Genomic DNA, 16,007 nt, shown 5'->3' on the forward strand with positions numbered 1-16,007 from the left:
CGCAGGACGCGTTCCTGGGCGGGGCCGTTGGGGGCGGTGAGGCCGTTGCTGGCGCCGTCCTGGTTGACGGCGCTGCCGCGCAGCAGGGCGAGGACCCGGTGCCCGTTGCGGCGGGCGTCGGAGAGGCGTTCCAGCAGCAGGACGCCGACGCCCTCGCCCCAGCCGGTGCCGTCCGCGGCGGCGGCGAAGGGCTTGCAGCGCCCGTCCTCGGACAGCCCGCGCTGGCGGGAGAACTCGACGAAGGTGCCCGGTGTGGACATCACCGTCACGCCGCCGGCCAGGGCGAGGTCGCTCTCGCCCGAGCGCAGTGACTGGGCGGCCAGGTGGAGCGCCACCAGCGAGGACGAACAGGCGGTGTCGACCGAGACGGCCGGGCCCTCCAGCCCGAGCACGTAGGCGAGCCGGCCGGAGGCCACGCTGCCCGCGCTGCCGGTGAGCAGGTAGCCGTCGGTGCCGTCCTCGCCCTCGTGGAGGCGCGGCCCGTAGTCGGAGGCCATCAGTCCGGTGAAGACGCCGGTCCGGCTGCCGCGCAGTGGCGCGGGGTCGATCCCGGCCCGCTCGAAGGCCTCCCAGGCGACCTCCAGCAGCAGCCGCTGCTGCGGGTCGGTGGCCAGGGCCTCGCGCGGGGACAGGTCGAAGAACCCGGCGTCGAAGCGGTCGGCGTCGTACAGGAAGCCGCCGTGCCGGGTGTAGGAGGTGCCGGAGTGCCCCGGGTCGGGGTGGTGGAGCGCGTCGAGGTCCCAGCCCCGGTTGTCGGGGAAGCCGCTGACGGCGTCCCGTCCGTCGGCGACCAGCCTCCACAGTTCCTCCGGGCCGTTCGCCCCGCCGGGGAAGCGGCAGGCCATGCCGACGATCACCACCGGGTCGTCGGTGTCGGCGGTGGGCGGGGCGACGGGCTCCGACGGCCCGGCGGCGGGCGTGCCGAGCAGCCCGGTCAGCAGGTGGGCGGCCAGTGCCCGGGGGGTGGGGTGGGCGAAGACGGCGGTGGTCGGCAGTCGCAGCCCGGTCGCCGCGTTCAGCCGGTTGCGCAGTTCGACGGCGGCGATCGAGTCGAAGCCCGACTCCTTGAATGCCCGGCCCGGGTCGACCGAGCCACCGGACTCGTGGCCGAGGACGGCCGCGGTCTGCTCCCGCACCAGGTCGAGCAGCGGGGCCTCCCGCTCGGACTCCGGCAGTGCGGCCAGCCGGTCGGCCGGCGGCCGCGCCGTCCCGGACCGTTCGGCCGGGGCGCCGCCGGGCCGCAGGGCCTCGGCGGCGGGCGCCGACGGGGCGGGAGCGGCGGTCCCGGGAAGCCAGTACGGCGTGCGTTGGAAGGCGTAGGTGGGCAGTCCGACCGGCCGGGCGGCGCCGAAGAACGGCGTCCAGTCCACGGCGGCGCCCGCGACCTGGGCCTGGGCGAGCGAGCCGAGCAGCCTGGTGCGGCCGCCGTCCTCACGCCGGAGCGTGCCGACGACGGCGGCCGGGTCCTGCGGGGTGGTCCACGCCTCGGCGGCCTCCTGGACGCCGACGGCGAGGACGGGGTGCGGGCTGGACTCCACGAACAGCCGGTGCCCGTCGGCGAGCAGGGCGCGGACGGTCTCCTCGAACCAGACGGTGCCGCGCAGGTTCCGGTACCAGTAGTCGGCGTCCAGCGCGGTGGTGTCGGCGACCGGGCCGGCGGTGACGGTCGAGTAGAAGGCGACGTCCGCGGCGGCCGGGAGCGGGGTGATGTCGGCGAGCGCGGCGAGCAGTTCGTCCCGGACGGCCTCGACGCCGGGGGAGTGCGAGGCGTAGTCGACGTCGATCCGCCGGGCCCGGACGTCCTCCGCCTGGTAGGCGGCGAGCAGTTGGTCGAGGACGGCGCCGTCGCCGGCGAGCACGGTGGCGGAGGGGCCGTTGACGGCGGCCACCGAGACCCGGTCGCGCCAGGGTGCGATCCGTTCGGCGACCTCGGCGACGGGCAGCGGCACGGAGGCCATCGCGCCGGTCCCGGCGAGCCGGGTGAGCGCCTGCGCCCGCAGGGCGACGACCTTGGCCGCGTCCCGCAGCGACAGCACCCCGGCGACGTGGGCGGCGGCGATCTCGCCCTGCGAGTGGCCGACCACGGCGTCCGGCGTCACGCCGTGGGCCCGCCACACCGCGGCGAGCGAGACCATGACCGCCCACAGGGCGGGTTGCACGACGTCCACCCGCTCCAGTGACGGCGCCCCGGGCTCGCCGCGCAGCACCGCGGTGAGCGACCAGTCGACGAACTCGGCGAGCGCCTCCTCGCAGGCGGCGATCCGTTCGGCGAAGACCTCGCTGTCCGCGAGCAGCTCCCGCCCCATGGCCGCCCACTGGGACCCCTGGCCGGGGAAGACCAGCACGGTGCGGCCGTGCACGGCCGGGGCGGTGGGTGCCACGACGTTGCGGGCGGGCCGGTCCTCGGCCAGGGCGGTGAGACCGGCGAGCAGCTCCGCGCGGTCGGCGCCGACCACCACCGCGCGGTGCTCGAACACCGAGCGGGTGGTGGCCAGGGCGAGCCCGACCTCGGCCGGCCCCGAGTCCTGATGTTCCGTCAGGAAGTCGGCGAGGCGGGCGGCCTGGGCGCGCAGCGCGGCGCCGCTGCGGGCGGACAGCGGCCACGGTACGGCGGCGGGTTCGGCCGGCGGCTGGTCGGCCCCCGCCGTGGTGGTGTCCGGCGGGCCGGTCACCACCACGTGGCAGTTGGTGCCGCCGAGCCCGAACGAGCTGACCCCGGCGACGAGTCGGCGGCCCTGCCGCGGCCAGGGCGACAGCTCGGTGTGGACCGCGAGGTTCAGCTCGTCCAGCGGGATGTCCGGGTTGGGCGTGCGGTAGTTGAGGCTCGGTGGGACGAGCCCGTGCCGGATGCTCAGGGCGACCTTGAGGAAGCCGGCGATGCCGGCCGCGCCCTCGAGGTGGCCGAGGTTGGTCTTGACCGACCCCACCCGCAGCGGGCCGCGGGCCCCTTCGTCGTGGGCCGCCCGGCGAGCGTGGCCCACGACGGCGCCCAGGGCGGCCGCCTCCACCGGGTCGCCCGCCCGGGTGCCGGTGCCGTGCAGCTCCACGTACTGGACGTCGGCCGGGTCGACCCCGGAGCGGCGGTAGGCCCGCCGGATCACGGCCTCCTGGGCCCGCGCGTCGGGCGCGGTCAGGCTGCCGGAGCCGCCGCCGTCGTTGTTCACCGCGCTGCCCCGGATCACGCAGAGGACGGGCGAGCCCTGGGCGAGCGCGTCGTCGAGCCGCTGCAGCACCACCAGGCCGCCGCCCTCGCCGCGGACGTAGCCGTTGGCGCGGGCGTCGAAGGTGTAGCAGCGGCCGTCCGGGGAGAGGCCGCCGAGCTTGGCGGCGGTGACCGCGTTCTCCACCGCGAGGTCCAGGTTCACCCCGCCGGCCAGGGCGAGCGTGCTCTCGCCGCGGCGCAGGCTCTCGCAGGCCAGGTGCAGGGCGACCAGGGAGGAGGACTGGGCGGTGTCCACCACCAGGCTCGGCCCAGCCAGCCCCAGGGCGTGGGAGAGCCGGTTGGCGATCACCCCGCGCTGCAGGCCCGCCGCCCAGTGCCGGGTGGTGGCGCCGGCACCGTCGCGGTGCAGCAGGGCCGCGTAGTCGTCCCAGATCGCGCCGACGAAGACGCCGGTCGCGCTGCCGGCCAGCCGCTCGGGCAGCAGGCGGGCGTTCTCCAGCGCCTCCCAGCCGAGTTCCAGCATCAGGCGCTGCTGCGGGTCCATCGCGGCGGCCTCGCGCGGGCCGATGCCGAAGAACTCGGCGTCGAAGCCGGTGACGGTGGGCCAGTCCAGGAAGCCGCCGTGCCGCAGGTCCGCCCGCCCGGGGGCGTCGAGGTCGCCGTCGCCGTACCAGGCCCCGGCGTCCCAGCGCTCGGGCGGGGTCGGGCCGACGGCGCTGCGGCCCTCGCTCAGCAGCCGCCAGTACGCCTCGGGGGAGGACGCTCCGGGGAACCGGCAGGCCAGGCCGATCACCGCGACGGGGACGTCCGGCTCCTCGTCGCGGGCTGCTCCGGCGGCGGGCGGCTGGTCCATCGGTTCCGACTCCCTTGTGCCGTGTGGGGGCGGCCGGTTCCGGGGAGCCGACCGGTGGGGCTGGTCGCACGAAGAATTGCCCGGTCCGGGCGGAGCGGGGGCATCGACACCGGGGCAGGCGGGTGCCTGACCCGGTCGGTGCCCGGACCGGGAGTTCGAGAGGGCGGGCGAGGCCGTGGCGTCAGATGCCCATGCCGATGCCGCCGCCGACCGGGAGGACCGCGCCGGTGATGTAGCTGGCCTCCTCGCTGGCGAGGAAGCGCACGGCGGCGGCCACCTCGCGGTCGGTGCCGGGGCGGCCGAGCGGGGTCATCTTCATGGTGTCGCGCATCCGTCGGTCGGACAGCGACTTGGTCATGTCGGTCTCGATGATGCCCGGGGCGACCAGGTTGACGGTGATGCCCCGCGACCCCAACTCCCAGGCCAGCGACCGGGCGAAGCCCAGCAGTGCGGTCTTGGTGGCCGCGTAGTTGGTCTGGCCGGGCGAGCCGAGGAAGCCGAGCGCGGAGGAGAGCAGCACGATCCGGCCGCGCCGCTCGGCGAGCATGGTCGAGGCCGCGGCGCGCACCGTGCGGAACACGCCCCGCAGGTTGACGTCCAGCACCTCGTCGAAGGCCTTGTCGTCCATCCGCAGCAGCAGGGTGTCCCGGGTGATGCCGGCGTTGGCGACCAGCACCTCGACCGGGCCCTGCTCGCGGGCGACGGTCTCCAGCGCCTCCTCCACCGAGGTCTGGTCGGTGACCTCGCAGCGCACCCCGAGGAAGCCCTCCGGGACGTCACCGCCCCGGTGGCCGACCGCGACCCGGTCGCCGTCCGCCGCCATCGCGCGGGCCACCGCCAGACCGATGCCGCGGTTGGCCCCGGTGATGAAGACTGATCGAGACATGGTTCGTGGGTCGCCTTTCGTGAGGTGGTCGTTCGGTGCGGCCCGCCGAACCGGCGGCGGGCGTGCGGCGCACTGGCGCGGTCAGCGCTCCGGGGCCTGGACCAGCAGGCAGGACCAGGTGAAGCCGGCGCCCGCGCTGAACACCAGGGCGGCCTCGCCGGGGGCGAGCACGTCCGCCTCCAGCAGGTCCGCGAGGCCGGCCACGGCGTCGCCCGCGCCCAGGTGGCCGGTGGCGCGGCCGAAGTCCAGCGGCTCGGCGGAGGTCTCCTCCGCGAGGATGGTGAGCCAGGAGTCCTGGAGGGTCTTGCGGCCGAAGCGGGGCAGGACCGCGTAGCGCAGCCGGGGGTCGCCCGGGTGCATGCCGGCGCCGTCCAGGGCGTCGGTGATGATCATGCGGATGCTGCGCCGGTTGACCTCGACGAACCGCTCGTTGCCGTGTTCGCGCAGGTAGGCGCGCTTGGTGATCCGCATGTCGACCCGGTCGCGCACGCCGCGCGAGACGGGGGCGAAGGGGTCGACGCCCCGGTGCATCGCCTCCAGTTCGGCGGCGGCGGTGCTCGCCGTCGAGCGCAGCAGCAGCCCGTCGTCGGCCTCCGCGCCGGGGCCGCTCAGCACGACCGCGGTGCCGCCGTCACCATAGGCCACGCCGTAGTCGCTGGCCCAGCGGTCGAAGCCGGGCGCGGTGAAGCGGTCGGCGGTGGTGACCAGGGCGCGTCGGGGGGTGTCCCCGGCGCCGGCGGAGGTCAGGTAGGTCGAGGCGAGCTGGATGGCGGTGCTTCCACCGTTGCACACCTGCTGGATGCCGATGGGCAGGGCCCGGTCGGCGCCGATCCGGTGCGCGATGTAGTGGGCGGGCGACCACAGGTCGTGCCCCTGGTAGTACATGCTCGCGTGGAAGGTCAGGTCGAGTTCCTTGGGCGCGATGCCGACCGTGTCCATGGCCTTGCGGGCGGCGGCGACCGCCATGTCGGGTGCCGTCTCCTCGACGGCGGCGGGGACGTCCTCGTGACCGAGGTCCCGGGCGTGCCGGGGCGTCAGCCGGCCCTCCTGGACGGCGCACTCGACGCGGTCGCGTTCCTCGGGGAGCCACAGTGCCGCGGCCGTAATGGTCACCGGTTCCGCCAGCCTCATCCCCGACCTCCTTCCGGAATTCGCTCTGCGGGTACTTCCCGGCCGAGTCTGCGGCGGGCAGATAGAAACGGGTTAAAAAAACGGCACCGACGTCCGGTCGAACGGCCCGAATGTGTCGATTTGGGTCATGCCACCTTAGACACATGGCCGCCTGCAACTATCGACGGGTTGCCGCCCCCCCGGTCGCTGGATTCGAATTGCGGGGAACTCGCCGACCTGCCGGGAAAGATCTCCGGAGGGTCGGACGTGACCAATTGAGGGGAAGAGGAATATGGGCAACAGCCAGCTTCCGGGCGAAATTCGGGAGAAGATCCGCGAAATCGTCGCCGAGGTGCTCGAAGCGGACATTGCCGACCTCACCGACGAGCAGAGCTTCGTCGACGACCTCGAGGCCGACTCGCTCCTGGTGATCGAGATCATCTCGCGCTTCGAGCGTGACCTGCACATCAAGATCCCCAAGGACGACCTGTCCGAGCTGGACACCCTGCCCGAGGCCTACGAGCTCGTCGCCAAGCACTACGTGGGCGAGGCCGTAGGTGCGTAACAGGACGTCCCGGCGGGTCGTCGTCACCGGGCTCGGGGCCGTCAGCGGCCTCGGGCTCGGGGCCGGGGAACTGATCGAGGGCATCCGGGACGGCCGCAGCGGCATCGGTCCGATCGAGCAGTTCGACCCGACCGGCTTCGAGCACACCCTGGCCGGTGAGGTCCGCGGCTTCGACCCGTCGGAGCACCTGCGCCGCACCACGCCCGAGCGCTGGGGGCGCAGCGGCCAACTCGCCGCCGCCGCAGGGAGGATGGCCGTCGAGGACGCCGGCCTGGACACCGCGGCCGGGCTCCCGGACGGGGGCGTCAGCTGCTTCGGCACCACCAACGGCGAGTCCCAGGCGGTCGAGCACGCGGTGGCCCGCTGGGTCGCCGACGGGCCCGCCGCCCTGCGGCCGGAGCAGATCGCCCGCACCGAGCCGGGCAACATCGCCGGCGCGGTCTCCGCCGAGCTGGGCCTCACCGGCGAGTCGCTCACCTTCGGCACGGCGTGCGCCGCCGGCAACTACGCCATCGGCTACGCCTACGACCTGATCCGCTCCGGCGAGGCCGACTTCGCCGTCTGCGGCGGCGCGGACGCCTCCAACCGGGCCACCCACGCGGGCTTCCACGCGCTCGGCGCCCTCGCCGAGACCGTGCCGCGCCCCTTCGACGAGCACCGCGACGGCATCGTCACCGCCGAGGGCGGCGCGGCGCTCGTCCTGGAGCCCCTCGACGAGGCGCTGCGCCGCGGCGCGCGGATCTACGCCGAGGTGCTCGGCTACGGCATGACCTGCGACGCCAAGCACATGACCAACCCCAACGCCGCGACCATTGCCGAGTGCGTGCGGATCGCGCACGCCAACGCCGGGGTCGAGCCGGGGGACGTCGACTACATCTGCGCGCACGGCACCGGAACCCGGGCCAACGACGTCACCGAGGTGAGCGCCGTGCGCGAGGTGTTCGGGGAGACCCTGCCCCCGATCAGCTCCGTCAAGTCGATGCTCGGGCACACCATGGGCGCGGCCGCGGCCTTCGGCGCGCTGGTGTCCTGCGCCGCCCTGCACGAGGGGTTCCTGCCGCCGAGCGCGACGCTGCGCACGGTGGACCCCGAACTCGGCGAGGTGGACGTCGTTCCCGGCACCGCCCGGGCCGCCGCCCCCCGCGTCGTGCAGAACCACGGCTTCGCCTTCGGCGGCAACAACGCGGTCCTCCTGCTAGGGAAGGTCGAGGCATGACCGGAACCACTCTGCTCGAAGCGGCGCCCTCCGCCCGCCCGGCCGACGAGCGGGAGCACACCGAGCCGTCCGTCCTGCCGATCGACATCCTCGGCCACGCCGTGTTCAGTGCCGCCGGCCACGGGACGGCCCCGATCGCCGCCGCGCTGGCCCGGCCGGAGCCGCCAGTCGGCGCGCCTGGCGAGGACTGGCCGGAGCTGGCCGTGCGGCCGGTGGCGGACTTCGATCCGCAGGCCGTCCTCGGCCGCAAGGGGCTGTCCCGGCTGTCCCGCACCGACCAGCTGGTCATGGCGGCCTGCGTGCTCGCCGCGGACGGGACCGTCGCCGGGTCGACCGCCCGTACCGGCATCGTGCTCGGCACCACCGTGGGCAGCTCCGGCGCCCAGGAGGTGTTCTTCCGCGACACCTTCGTGCAGGAGCGCCCGTACCTGGTCAACCCGTCGGCCTTCCCCGGCACGCTGATGAACTCGGCGGCCGGCAAGACCGCGATCCGGCTCGGGTTCACGGGGATCAACGCGACCGTCTCCGGCGGCCCGCTGGCCGCCCTGCACGCCCTGCGCTACGCCCGGACCGCGCTGGTCAACGGCCACGCGGACCGGCTGCTCGCGGGCGGCGTGGAGGAGCTGTCCGCGGCCGCCGCCTGGTCCTGGCGGCAGAGCGGCGCGCTGCGCCCGGAGTCGGCCCTCGGCGAGGGCTGCGGCGTCTTCGTGCTGGAGCGCGAGGGCGCGCGGGGCGAGGACCGCGGCGTCCTCGGGCAGCTGCTGGCCTGCGAGAGCGGCCACGCCGACCCGGTCGTCGACGGCCCGCTCGGCGTGGCCGCCCGGCTCGCCGCCGTGGTGCGCCGCGCGCTGCGGCGCAGCGGACTGCCGGCCGACGAGCCGGTGGCCGTGGCCCCGGGCGCGGCGGCCCGGCGCGGCTGGTCCGCGGTCGAGCGGCGCGCCCTGCGCGAGGCCCTCGGCGCCGTCCCGGCGGAGCGGATCGTCCGCACCGACACCGCGCTCGGCGAGACGTACGGGGCCTCCGTCGCCCTGCAGCTGGCGGCCGTCCTGGGCCGCTGGCAGGCGGGGCAGGCCGCACCGGGGGAGCGGGCGGCCGTGCTCACCGCGGTCGGCCCCGACGGGTCCGTCGGCGCCGCGGTGATCGCCCGGCCCGACCCGCGCTGAACTCCCGTCCGCGCATGTCCACCGCACCGATCTGGAGAACTCTCATGGAAAGCACGTCTCTGCTCGACCCCTCGGACCGGACCGAGGAGGCCCCGGCCCCCCTGGCGTACGAGCAGACCGTCCCCCGCAGCCTGGTGCACCGCTGGTCGCTCTCCGAGGTGTTCCTGACCGGATCGCGTGCGGTGGACGGGCGGCGGTTCCAGGCCGCCGCCCAACTGCCGCTGTCCCACGGGTACTTCAGGGACCACCCGGGCCGTCTCGACCACCACGACGTGCTGCTCGTGCTGGAGGCGTGCCGGCAGTCCGTCACCGCCGCGGCCCACCTCCACCAGGGTGTCCCGGCCGCCACCACCTTCATGGTGACCGCCTGGACCCTGGAGATCACCGACCCGGACGCGCTGGCGTGCGGAACCCGCCCGGGCGAGCTGGCCATCGACGGCGACGTCACCGGCCGGCACGAGCGCGGCGGACGGCTGCGCCGACTGGAGTTCGCGATGGACCTCAGCCTGGACGGCAGGTCGCTCGGGCACCTCACCATGGACGTCCGCTCGACCGCGACCGACCAGTACCACAACCTGCGCTACATGCAGCGCGGCAGCGAGGTGCCGACCGCCTTCGGCCTGCCCGCCGACCCGATCGGCGAGCCGGTCGACCCGGCCGCGGTGCGCCGCCTCGACCCGGTGAACGCCGTCCTCGACGACGTCCGCCGCGAGGACGGCGGGCTGGCCGCGGTGCTCAGCCCGCGCACCTTCCGCAACCGCAGCATGTACGACCACCCGTACGACCACGTCCCGGCGATGGTCTTCAGCGAGGCCGCCCGCCAGTGCGCGCTGCTCCTGGCCGACGGCGCGGAGGGCGCCGGCCGGGTGCTGCGACTGGACGGCTCGTTCGACCGCTTCGCCGAACTGGACCAGACCGTTCGACTCACCGCCGCGCCGGATCCGGACCGCGGCGCCACCTCCTACCTGTTGCGGGCGGTGCAGGGCGAGCAGGCCGTGGCATCCGTCTCCGTCACGCTCGCCTGACCCGTTCACACCACCTCCTTTCGGAAGGCATCACCATGTCCCACCTGTCCATGGTCTGGTTCGACTTCGGCGGCGTCCTGTCCCCGCCGCTGGAGCGCATCTACGAGGCGTACGAGGTCAAGACCGGCATCAGCCCCCGCCAGCTCAAGGCCGCGATCAAGGGCGTCGCCGACGAGATGGGCCTGCCCACCATGGCGCCCGTCGAGGTCGGCGTGATCAGCGAGCCCGAGTGGGGCCGCCGGCTGGCCCGGGTGCTGGCCGAGCAGAACCCCGGCATCGACCTGTCCCGGGCCGAGCTGGAGACCTTCGGCCGGCAGTGGTTCGACGGCATCAAGGCCAACCCGGTCATGGTCCGGGCGTACCGGTACATCCAGGACAACGGCGTGCGCGTCGGCGTCCTGTCCAACAACGTCACCGAGTGGGGCCCGTACTGGAAGGCGATCATCGCCCCGGTCGGCGAGGTCGACGTCCTGATCGACTCCTCCGAGGTCGGCCACCGCAAGCCCGACCCGGAGATCTTCGAGATCGCCGCCAAGACCGCCGACGTATCGCCCGCCGAGTGCCTGCTCATCGACGACGTCGAGGAGAACCTCGCCGCCGCCCGCGCCCAGGGCTGGAAGACGGTGCTCTACCAGAACGACGAGCAGACCCTCGCCGACCTGCACGCCGCGACCGGCCTCGCCGGTCTGACCGACCTGCTCTGAGCCCGCCCGGCCGGACACCCCGGAGGAGCCACCACCATGACCACCTCAGTCGACGCGTCCGTCTCGGTCACGGACATCCCGGGCCTGGACCCGACGCCGCTGTACACGCCGGTGCCCGAGCGCTCGGCCGGCGGCCTGCCGCAGATCGCGCTGCCCAGCGGCCACCACGCCGTGCACCTCACCCGCTACGCGGACGTGCACAAGGCGCTGACCGACCCGACCTACGGCCGGACCGAGACCAACGTCGAGGGCGGCCCGACCTTCTTCCCCACCACCCTGCCGCCCGAGATGCTGATCAACCTGGACGGCCAGGACCACTCCCGGCTGCGCCGGTTCGTCACCGCGGACTACAGCGCCAACGCGGTCGCCAAGCTGCGCCCGTACCTGGACGAGGCGATCACCCGCAGCTTCGCCGAGCTGCGCGCCCAGGAGCGGCCCGACCTGTACACCGCCGTCCTGGACCGGGTGCCGATCGAGCTGACCTGCCACTTCCTCGGCATCCCGGTGGAGGACGTGGCGTACTTCCGCCCGCACTCCCGCACCATCCAGATGGCGCTGCACGACGACGTGCCGCAGCTGGTGGAGGACTTCTTCACCGCGTACAACTACGTCGCCGACATGGTCGCCGGCAAGCGCCCCTACGTCCCGGGCGGCCTGATCGAGAAGTTCATCCAGGGCCGCGACGAGACCGAGCCGCCGCTGGAGGACAAGGAGCTCGTCGGCATCATCTTCACCGCCGTGGTGTCGGTGGACCAGAACGTGCTCTCGGTCCTGGCCAAGGCCGCCCACGTGCTGCTCAGCGCGCCGAGCCTGTGGCAGCGGGCCGTCGCCGATCCCGAGGTCATGCCGCAGCTGGTCGAGGAGATCATCCGACTGGTCCCGCTGGGCCGGATGTCCACCTTCCCGCGGGTCGCCCACCGGGAGGTGGTGACCTCCGAGGGAACCATCCACGTCGGCGACCTCGTCTACGCGGACGCCTTCCTCGGCAACCGCGACCCCGAGGTGTACGAGAACCCGCTGGTCATCGACCCGGACCGGAAGGGCAAGCGCCACCTGCAGTTCGGCTACGGCATGCACCACTGCCTCGGCGCGGCGCTGGCCCGCCTGGAGATCGCCGAGATCCTCGGCCGTCTGGTGCGCGAGTTCCCGACCCTGACGCTGGACGGCGACCCGGCCGACCTGGTCTGGGACGAGGGCGCGCTGCTGCGCCGTCCGACCGGGCTGCCGGTGCGCTGGTAGCCGTACGGTGCCCGCGGGGGAAGCCCTCCCGCGAGGACGCACCCGGGCCCCGTCTGCTGGCAGGCGGGGCCCGGGTGCGTCACGTGTGTCACCCGGCATGTTCCTTTGGACGTACCCGGGGTGGCACCTGAGGAGCAGATCCATTGAGTCCCCCGGTGCGGGACCGATATTTTCTTGAAGCGTCGGCCGGGGGGCAGACGAGATCCCGCCATCGCGCGGGAACCACGGGGGATACATGTCGGACGTGATGCGTGTCGATGTGCTGGGCACACTGGAATTCCGTTTCACCGACCGGGTCTTCGCACTTCGAGGGCCCAAACTGCGAAAAGTACTGGCCCTACTCGCACTGCGGGCGAACGAGGACGTGAACATCGACGTGATGGCGCATGAACTGTGGGGGGAGAATCAGCCCGCCACCGCCGTCATGACCGTCCGCACCCACATTTACCACCTGCGGAAGTGGTTCGCGGCCGTCCCGGTCGCGGAGGAATGCAAGCCGCAGATCGCCAGCCAGCCGTACGGCTACCGGTTGGAGATATCCGAGGAGCACGTCGACGCCACGGAGTTCCGGCTCCGCTGCGCCTACGGGTCCAAGCTGCTGGACGCCGGCCGGGTGGACGCGGCCGCCGAGACCTTCGGCCAGGCGCTGGCACTGTGGCGCGGCCCGGTGCTCACCGACGTGCGGCACGGCGCCGTGATCGAACAACTCGCCTCGGAACTGGGCGGGTTGCGCGAGCGGGCGATCGAGCAGCGACTGGAGGCGGACCTCGACCGCGGGCGCCACCGGGACGTCGTCGAGGAGCTGCGGCTGCTGGTCGCGGCCCAGCCGTTCAACGAGTGGCGGCACGCCCAGCTCATCCGCGCCCTGCACGCCTCCGGCCGCCGGGTCGAGGCGCTCGGGGCCTACCAGTCGCTGCGCACCCTGCTCAACCGCGAGCTGGGCGTCGAGCCCTCCGGGGACGTCCAGCGGCTGCGCACCGAGATCCTCCGAGGCGTCGCATGAGATCCGGCCAGGAAGGACGTGACATCCCGTGATCGAGGAACTGCTGTCCGGGCCGGTCGTCGGCGCCGAATCGTTCGACACCGCGCAGGAGGCGGCCCTCTTCCCCGAGGAGGAGAGGTGGGCCGCCCCGATGGCCACCGCCCGGCGGGCCGGGTTCACCACGAGCCGCGACTGCGCCCGGCAGGCGATGGTCCGGCTCGGGCTGCCGCCGGCCCCGATCCTGCGCGGCCGCTCGGGCGAGCCGCTCTGGCCGAGCGGGCTCACCGGCAGCATGACCCACACCCGCGGCTACCACGCCGCGGCCGTCGCCCCCTCCCTGGACATCCTGGCGATCGGCGTCGACGCGGAGCCGAACCAGCGGCTGGGCAACAGCGACGCGCTGCCGCTGCTGTCGCTCGCCGCGGAGCGGGCGTGGGTCGGCACCCTGTTCGAGCGGCGGCCCGAAGTCAGCTGGGACCGGCTGCTGTTCAGCGCCAAGGAGTCCGTCTACAAGGCGTGCTTCCCGCTGGTCGGGCCGTTGGGCTTCGACGACGTGCTGATCACGGTCGACCCCCGGGACGGCACCTTCCGGGCCCGGGTCAGGCTTCCGGGGCCGGCTGGGCGGGACTCTCGCTCGACCCTGCTGACGGGCCGCTGGCTCGCCCGCGACGGCCTGATCGTGACCGCGATGGTGCTGCGGCGTCCGAGTCGTCGGCGGCGTCGTGCTCCGGACCTGGCCCGGGTGGCGGGTTTTGGCTGATCAGGTCCAGCAGCCCGGGGAAACGCGACTCCAGGTCCTCCCGTCGCAGGTGCGCCTTCCTGCTGTTGCCCCGGTTGATCTGCAGGACCAGCCCGGACTCGCGCAGGATTCGGAAGTGGTGACTGAGCGTGGACTTCGAGACCCCGAGGTCGAAGGACAGACAGGTGCGCTCGGTGCCGTCCGGCAACCCCACGAACTCCTGGATGACCTTGTACCGCAAGGGATCTGACAGAGCGTTCAGGATTGTCGGAAGCTCCATCTCGTCTCGGCTCGGGTGACCCTCCGCGTCGACCATTCTCCTCCGCCTCCCTGTCGCTCGTGGCCTCAACTCGTAGGCCAGGTTTGACTTGCATCATACCTCCGCTCCGTGCAAGCCTTAGGTTCTATAAGAACCGAACCTAAGGTTCGGAGCCCTCCGGAACGGGAGCTTCCCCAACCATGGCTGCACAGACCGAATCCCCCCTCGTCGGGGAAGACGCCGGATCCCAGGCGTCAGGGCGCCAGCGGCAGACGCTGATCCTGGTCGCCGTCCTTCTGGCCGTCTTCGTCGTCCCCACGTCCATCTCCGGTACCGGTGTGGCGCTGCCGTACATCGGCTCCGACCTGGACGCCGACCTGGTGCCCCTCCAGTGGGTCGTCAACGCCTTCAACGTGGCGTTCGCCTGCTTCACCCTCGCCTGGGGCTCCATCGCCGACATCATCGGCCGCGTCCGCGCCTTCGCCCTCGGTGCCACGATCTACGCGGTCGCCTCGCTGGTCAGCGTCTTCGCCGGCAACGTGATCCTGCTGGACGCCGCCCGCGCCCTGGCCGGCATCGGCGGCGCCGCGATCTTCTCCTGCGGTGCGGCGATGCTCTCCACCGTCTTCGAGGGCCCCGCCCGCGGCCGGGCGTTCGCGCTCTTCGGCACCGTCGCCGGCATCGGCGTCTCCTTCGGCCCGTCGCTGTCCGGCGCGCTGATCGAGAACGCCGGCTGGCGCTGGGTGTTCGCCGTGCACGTGATCGTGCTGGCCCTGGTCCTGCTCGCCGTCCCGACCATGAGCCGCGCCGTCCAGGAGACCCGCACCGAGGGTGCGCGCATCGACGTCGTCGGCTCCGCCCTGTTCATCCTCGCCATGCTGCTGCTCACCACCGGCATCGCGCAGGGTTCGCAGTGGGGCTGGGCCAGCCCGGGCGTGCTCGGCCTGTTCGCCGGCACGATCGTCGCCCTCGCGGTCTTCGCCGCGGTGGAGAAGCGCAAGGACCACCCGATGCTCGACCTGAGCATCGTCACCAACCGCCGCTTCATGGCGCTCTGCCTGGTGCCGGTGGCCGGCTCCTTCGGCTTCGTCACCATGCTGACCTACCTGCCCAGTTACCTCACCGCCGCCGGTGGCTACTCCAGCGGCACGGCCGGTGTGATCATGCTGATGCTCACCGTCCCGATGCTGATCCTCCCGCTGGTGGCCGCCAAGCTCGTCGCCAAGGGCGTCTCCGCGATGGGCATCATCTACCTGAGCCTGGTCTTCCTGGTGGTCGGCGCCGCCGGCCTGGAGCTCTACAAGCCCGACGTCAACCTCGGCCTGGTCGCCCTGCCGATGCTGATCGTGGGCGCCGGCTACGCCCTCGCCGCCGGCCTCGTCGACGGCAAGGCCCTGGAGCTCGTCGCCCCGGAGCGCGCCGGCATGGCCGCCGGTTTCCTCAACACCATGCGCCTCGGCAGCGAGGCCGTCGCCGTGGCGATCTACGGCTCGCTTCTCGCCACCGTCATCAGCGGCAAGACCCAGGACAGCATCGCCAGCTACGCCGGCGCCGGTGACGCGACCACCGTCGCCGGGACCGTCGCGAGCGGCAACATCTCCGGCCCGGCCGGCGACGTGGCCGAGGCGCAGCGCGGCAGCTTCACCGACCTCCTGGTCAACGCCTACGACGGCGCCTTCCACACCGTCCTGTGGGTGCTCGGCGGCATCTGCCTGGTGCTGCTCGTGCTCATCGCGCTGCTGCTGAGCGGCCGCAAGACCGAGCAGGCGAACGCCAACTGACCCCGCGGCCGCTTCCGGAGCGGCCCGCGGCCCCCGACCCGGTCGGGAGGCGCCTACACCCCCGGGGCGCCTCCCGACCGGTCCCAGGGCCGGTCGTCGAACCCGCTTCGAGGCCCGACCACCGGGCCGGGGCACCCGTCGGATCCGTCCGACCCCCATCCGCTACGTCTGGAGAACAGCATGACTGGCACCGTGCAGCAGGCCTCGGCCGCTGCTTCGAGCGGGCCCAAGCCGATCCGCAGACTCGATCGGGTGATCATTCGTTTCGCCGGTGATTCCGGTGACGGTATGCAGCTGACCGGTGACCGTTTCACGTCGGAGA

The 16,007-nt window shown here is 73.4% G+C and carries 12 protein-coding genes and 1 pseudogene; 9 read left to right on the plus strand and 4 right to left on the minus strand.

Features of this window, described 5'->3' with window-relative positions; all coding sequences use genetic code 11:
• The 3 genes from ACWDBE_RS38545 to ACWDBE_RS38555 all read right to left on the minus strand — a co-directional run.
• On the minus strand, window positions 1-4,016 hold a 4,016-nt coding region (locus tag ACWDBE_RS38545), incomplete at its 3' end, for a beta-ketoacyl synthase N-terminal-like domain-containing protein (RefSeq protein ID WP_449810310.1).
• A 181-nt stretch (window positions 4,017-4,197) separates the two neighbouring features.
• Complete coding sequence (locus ACWDBE_RS38550) at window positions 4,198-4,902, minus strand: SDR family oxidoreductase (protein ID WP_402410373.1); 705 nt, start codon at window positions 4,900-4,902, stop codon at window positions 4,198-4,200.
• A gap of 81 nt (window positions 4,903-4,983) precedes the next feature.
• A complete protein-coding gene (locus ACWDBE_RS38555) occupies window positions 4,984-6,033 on the minus strand; it encodes a ketoacyl-ACP synthase III family protein (RefSeq protein WP_449793397.1) in 1,050 nt (349 codons plus the stop codon).
• A 271-nt stretch (window positions 6,034-6,304) separates the two neighbouring features.
• On the opposite strand from ACWDBE_RS38555, the gene ACWDBE_RS38560 reads away from it, so the two are divergent.
• From ACWDBE_RS38560 to ACWDBE_RS38595, 8 genes are all read left to right on the plus strand, one after another.
• Complete coding sequence (locus tag ACWDBE_RS38560) at window positions 6,305-6,577, plus strand: acyl carrier protein (RefSeq protein ID WP_449793396.1); 273 nt, start codon at window positions 6,305-6,307, stop codon at window positions 6,575-6,577.
• Window positions 6,570-7,793 carry a beta-ketoacyl-[acyl-carrier-protein] synthase family protein gene (locus ACWDBE_RS38565; RefSeq protein WP_449793395.1) on the plus strand — a complete coding sequence of 408 codons (1,224 nt, stop codon included), beginning with the start codon at window positions 6,570-6,572 and terminating at the stop codon, window positions 7,791-7,793. Before ACWDBE_RS38560 ends, ACWDBE_RS38565 begins: the two co-directional genes overlap by 8 nt.
• Entirely contained in the window at window positions 7,790-8,956 is a 1,167-nt protein-coding gene (locus ACWDBE_RS38570) for a beta-ketoacyl synthase N-terminal-like domain-containing protein (protein WP_449810311.1), read from the plus strand. Before ACWDBE_RS38565 ends, ACWDBE_RS38570 begins: the two co-directional genes overlap by 4 nt.
• Window positions 8,957-9,000: 44 nt before the next feature.
• Window positions 9,001-9,981 (plus strand): AfsA-related hotdog domain-containing protein, encoded by a 981-nt coding sequence (locus tag ACWDBE_RS38575; protein ID WP_449810312.1) that lies wholly within the window; start codon window positions 9,001-9,003, stop codon window positions 9,979-9,981.
• Between the two features lie 35 nt (window positions 9,982-10,016).
• Window positions 10,017-10,685 carry an HAD family hydrolase gene (locus ACWDBE_RS38580; protein ID WP_392882972.1) on the plus strand — a complete coding sequence of 223 codons (669 nt, stop codon included), beginning with the start codon at window positions 10,017-10,019 and terminating at the stop codon, window positions 10,683-10,685.
• Between the two features lie 36 nt (window positions 10,686-10,721).
• Complete coding sequence (locus ACWDBE_RS38585; RefSeq protein WP_449793392.1) at window positions 10,722-11,924, plus strand: cytochrome P450; 1,203 nt, start codon at window positions 10,722-10,724, stop codon at window positions 11,922-11,924.
• Between the two features lie 379 nt (window positions 11,925-12,303).
• Window positions 12,304-12,927, plus strand: coding sequence for an AfsR/SARP family transcriptional regulator (locus tag ACWDBE_RS38590; RefSeq protein WP_392882978.1), 624 nt, complete (start codon window positions 12,304-12,306; stop codon window positions 12,925-12,927).
• Between the two features lie 28 nt (window positions 12,928-12,955).
• Window positions 12,956-13,666: a 4'-phosphopantetheinyl transferase family protein gene (locus tag ACWDBE_RS38595; protein WP_449793391.1), complete on the plus strand. Its 711-nt coding sequence runs from the start codon at window positions 12,956-12,958 to the stop codon at window positions 13,664-13,666.
• A gap of 94 nt (window positions 13,667-13,760) precedes the next feature.
• On the opposite strand, the pseudogene ACWDBE_RS38600 reads toward ACWDBE_RS38595, so the two are convergent.
• Window positions 13,761-13,961, minus strand: a pseudogene (locus tag ACWDBE_RS38600) (ArsR/SmtB family transcription factor); the annotation flags it as partial.
• 143 nt (window positions 13,962-14,104) lie between these two features.
• Here ACWDBE_RS38600 and ACWDBE_RS38605 point away from each other — a divergent pair.
• Window positions 14,105-15,685: an MFS transporter gene (locus ACWDBE_RS38605; protein ID WP_449793390.1), complete on the plus strand. Its 1,581-nt coding sequence runs from the start codon at window positions 14,105-14,107 to the stop codon at window positions 15,683-15,685.
• Window positions 15,686-16,007 lie beyond the last annotated feature (322 nt).

The sequence above is a fragment of the Kitasatospora sp. NPDC001132 genome (genome assembly GCF_053598415.1).

Bases quoted from the DNA above. Each gene is read 5' to 3' on its own strand.
- ACWDBE_RS38550 (WP_402410373.1), bottom strand. From the start codon at position 4,902: ATGTCTCGATCAGTCTTCATCACCGGGGCCAACCGCGGCATCGGTCTG.
- ACWDBE_RS38555 (WP_449793397.1), bottom strand. From the start codon at position 6,033: ATGAGGCTGGCGGAACCGGTGACCATTACGGCCGCGGCACTGTGGCTC.
- ACWDBE_RS38560 (WP_449793396.1), top strand. From the start codon at position 6,305: ATGGGCAACAGCCAGCTTCCGGGCGAAATTCGGGAGAAGATCCGCGAA.
- ACWDBE_RS38570 (WP_449810311.1), top strand. From the start codon at position 7,790: ATGACCGGAACCACTCTGCTCGAAGCGGCGCCCTCCGCCCGCCCGGCC.
- ACWDBE_RS38575 (WP_449810312.1), top strand. From the start codon at position 9,001: ATGGAAAGCACGTCTCTGCTCGACCCCTCGGACCGGACCGAGGAGGCC.
- ACWDBE_RS38580 (WP_392882972.1), top strand. From the start codon at position 10,017: ATGTCCCACCTGTCCATGGTCTGGTTCGACTTCGGCGGCGTCCTGTCC.
- ACWDBE_RS38585 (WP_449793392.1), top strand. From the start codon at position 10,722: ATGACCACCTCAGTCGACGCGTCCGTCTCGGTCACGGACATCCCGGGC.
- ACWDBE_RS38590 (WP_392882978.1), top strand. From the start codon at position 12,304: ATGGCGCATGAACTGTGGGGGGAGAATCAGCCCGCCACCGCCGTCATG.
- ACWDBE_RS38605 (WP_449793390.1), top strand. From the start codon at position 14,105: ATGGCTGCACAGACCGAATCCCCCCTCGTCGGGGAAGACGCCGGATCC.